Raw genomic sequence first — 3,458 nt, 5'->3', positions numbered from 1 at the left:
CGAGGCGGTGCGGTTCAAGGCCTACGAGTTCGACGCGCACGGCGTGGAGCTCAACCCCCGCTACGTCTCGAGCGCGGTCGTGCCCGACGACCTCGCCCCGGACCCGCTGATCGCGGCCGAGGACCCGGAACTGGTCCACGTCCCGTCGACGACGCCCGGCGCACGGGTGCCGCACGTGTGGCTGGGCCGGACCGACCGCGACGTCTCGACGATCCAGCTGGCCGGGCACGGCCGGTTCACGCTGTTCACGGGACCGGGCGGGCAGGCGTGGGGCGCCGCGCCCGACGTCGCCTCCGGTCTCGTCGCGCTCATCGTCGTGGGTCCCGGCCAGGACGTCGAGGACCCCTACGGCGACTGGGCCACGCTGCTCGAGACCGAGGGGATCGGGGACACCGGCGCGGTGCTCGTGCGCCCCGACCACCACGTCGCGGCCCGGTTCGCCGCGTTGCCCGACGACCCCGCCACCACCCTGTCCACCACGCTCGACCGAGCGCTATCGCGCATGTGAACGATTGTGGTCGCCCGGGCGACCACCATCGTTCACATGGGCCGGAGGCCAACCATGGACTTCAGTGAGAAGGACTCCGTCGACGCCGTGCTCGCGAGCTTCGCGGACACGCCCGACCCGCGGCTGCACGAGGTGATCGAGGGCCTCGTCCGCCACCTGCACGGCTTCCTGCGCGACGTGCGCCCCAGCCTCGCCGAGTGGGAGCAGGGCATCGAGTTCCTCACCGCGATCGGCCAGAAGTGCGACGAGCACCGGCAGGAGTTCATCCTGTTCTCCGACGTGATGGGCGCGTCGATGCTGGTCGAGACCATGGAGGCCGAGCGGCAGGCCCAGGACGCCACCGCCTCCACCGTGCTCGGGCCGTTCCACGTGGTCACGAGCCCGGAGCGCGCGCTGGGCGACTCGGTGGACTCCCTCGGGACCGGCGAACCCTGCCTGATCGAGGGCTCGGTGGCCGCACCGGACGGCACCCGCATCCCCGGCGCGCGGATCGACGTCTGGCAGGCCGACGAGCAGGGCTCCTACGACGTCGAGTCCGGTGGCCGCCAGCCGCTCGGCAACGGGCGCGGCCTGTTCACCGCCGACGACGAGGGCCGGTTCTGGTTCCGCAGCATCGTCCCGGCGCACTACCCGATCCCCACCGACGGCCCGGTCGGTGCCCTGCTGCGCGCCACCCGCCGCCATCCCTACCGGCCGGCGCACGTCCACTTCATCGTCGAGGCGCCGGGATACGTCCCGGTGACCACGCACGTGTTCGTCGAGGGCAGCGAGTACCTCGACTCTGACGCAGTGTTCGCCGTGAAGCAGTCGCTGGTGCGGGATTTCGCGACCGTGGACGACGCCGAGGCCGCCGCGCGCCACGGCCTGCCGAACCCGTTCCGGCGGGCGCAGTTCGACGTCGTGCTGCAGCCGGCCGGATCGTGAGGGCGGCTGCGTGAGGTTCACCGAGCTGCCGCGCCCGACGCGGGTGGTGTTCGGCGCGGGCCGGTTCGCCGAGCTCGGCGAGGAGGTGGCGCGGCTCGCGCCGCGCCGCGTCGTCGTCGTGACCACCCCGGGACGGCGTGCGCTGGGGGAGCGGGCGGCGGGGTTCCTGGGCTCCCGGTGCGCGGGCGTACTCGCGGACGCGGTGGAGCACGTGCCGGCCGAGGTCGCGGACTCCGGGGTGGCGCGGGCGCGGGAGCTGGGCGCGGATGGGTGCGTCGCGGTCGGCGGCGGCTCGGCGATCGGGCTCGGGAAAGCGATCGCTCGGGACACCGGGGTGCCCCTGCTCGCCGTCCCCACGACATACTCCGGCTCGGAGATGACCCCGGTCTGGGGTCGGACCGAGGACGGCGTCAAGACCACCGGCCGCGACGAGCGGGTGCGCCCGGCCGTCGTCGTCTACGACCCGGAGCTGACGACGTCGTTGCCGGTGGCGGTGTCGGTGACGAGCGCCGGCAACGCGCTCGCCCACGCCGTCGAGGCGCTCTGGGCGCCGGACGCGACCCCGGTGACGCGGCTCGAGGCGGCGGAGTCGGCGCGGGCGATCGTCGACGCGCTCCCGCGCGTGCGAGCGACTCCGGAGGACCCGGCGGCGCGGGCCGACCTGCTCTACGGCGCGTGGCTCGCCGGGGCCGGCCTCGCGGTGACGACGATGGGCCTGCACCACCGCCTGGCCCACGTCCTCGGCGGCGGCCTGGACCTGCCCCACGCCGGCACGCACACCGTGCTCCTGCCGCACGTCGTGGCGTGGACGCTGCCGGCGGTCCCGGAGGCCGCGGCGGCGCTGGAGCGGGCGCTGGGCGGCGAGCCGGCCGCGGTGCTGCACCGGCTGTTCGCCGACCTCGGCGCCCCGACGACGCTCGCCGAACTGGGCGCGGACGACTCACGCTTCGACGTGCTCGCCGAGCGGGCCGCATCACCGCCCCCGGCGCATCCGCGGGTCCCGACGGCGGCCGACGTCCGCGCGTTGCTCGACCGCGCGCTGGGTTCCGATGTCAGGATGGCTCCATCCTGACGTCAGGTGTCAGCGACGTGCCGTTGCTGACGCGGGACCGACCTCTGTGAGGTGACCGACGTGGCCGAGCTCCTGGGACGACGCGAGCGCAAGAAGGCGGCCACCCACCGGGCGATCGCCGACGCCGCGCTGGAGCTGTTCTCGCAGCGGGGGTACGACGCCGTCGGGGTCCGCGAGGTCGCCGAGGCCGCGGACGTGTCCACCGCGACGCTGTTCAAGCACTTCCCCGGCAAGGAGGCCCTGGTCTTCGACGACGACGTCGACGACGAGGCCGCCCTCGTCGCCGCCGTCCACGACCGGCCCGCCGGGTACGGGATCGTCGCCGCGCTGCGCGAGCACCTGCGCGCGGCGCTCGGCCCGGTCCCCGCCGACGACGTGCGCCGGCGCCGCTTCCTCGCCCTGCTCGAGAGCTCGGCGGCGCTGCGGGACTACTCGCGCCGGCGGTGGCTGCGCCACGAGGAGGCGCTGACGACCGCGATCGTCGAGGAGTGCGCCGGCCGGGTCCACCCGACGACGTGCGCCGCGCTGGCCCACTTCGTGCTCGAGACGCGCGGGATGCTCGCGGGGGAGTCGCACCCCGTCGAGGTGCTCGACCGCCGGATGGTGCTGCTCGAGCGGGGGTGGACGGCGCACGTGCCGGCTCGCTCGGGCCTGTAGGTGCGCTCAGCGCCCGTGAGCACAAATACGTCCTATGACACGGAAAAGTGCTCACAAGCGCGGAGCGCACCGACTTTTGCCCGGTGAGCGAGGACAGCGTGACCACCCCGCGACCGGTGTCGGCGCACCCGGCCCCGGGCCCGCCTCCGTCGGACCTGCCCGACCTCGTCGGCCGCCTCGCCCGACGCGACCCGGACGCCGTCCTGACCCGCGAGCGCACCCCCGACGGCGAGCTCCGTGCGACGACGCGCGGCGAGCTCTGGGCCCGGATCCGCGGGCTGGCCGCGGACCTCGCCG

At 74.9% G+C, this 3,458-nt stretch carries 4 protein-coding genes and 1 pseudogene; all 5 read left to right on the top strand.

The features are described 5' to 3' along the window. On the top strand, nt 1–508 hold a 508-nt coding region (locus AC0CYZ_RS24780; protein WP_472220290.1), incomplete at its 5' end, for an aromatic-ring hydroxylase C-terminal domain-containing protein. Between the two features lie 54 nt (nt 509–562). After that, the gene (locus tag AC0CYZ_RS24775; RefSeq protein WP_472220288.1) at nt 563–1,432 is read left to right on the top strand and encodes a dioxygenase family protein; all 870 of its coding nucleotides are present in this window, start codon (nt 563–565) and stop codon (nt 1,430–1,432) included. Nucleotides 1,433–1,442: 10 nt separating this feature from the next. Beyond that, on the top strand, nt 1,443–2,504 hold the full coding sequence (locus tag AC0CYZ_RS24770) for a maleylacetate reductase (RefSeq protein ID WP_472220286.1): 1,062 nt from the start codon (nt 1,443–1,445) through the stop codon (nt 2,502–2,504). 60 nt (nt 2,505–2,564) lie between these two features. Continuing rightward, entirely contained in the window at nt 2,565–3,161 is a 597-nt protein-coding gene (locus tag AC0CYZ_RS24765) for a TetR/AcrR family transcriptional regulator (protein ID WP_472220284.1), read from the top strand. Between the two features lie 83 nt (nt 3,162–3,244). Further along, nucleotides 3,245–3,458 (top strand): annotated as a pseudogene (locus AC0CYZ_RS24760) (hypothetical protein); the annotation flags it as partial.

The organism is Actinomycetospora sp. (assembly GCF_055612215.1).
The sequence above is the reverse complement of the archived record's forward strand: the minus strand, read 5'-3'. Positions and strand labels throughout refer to the sequence as shown.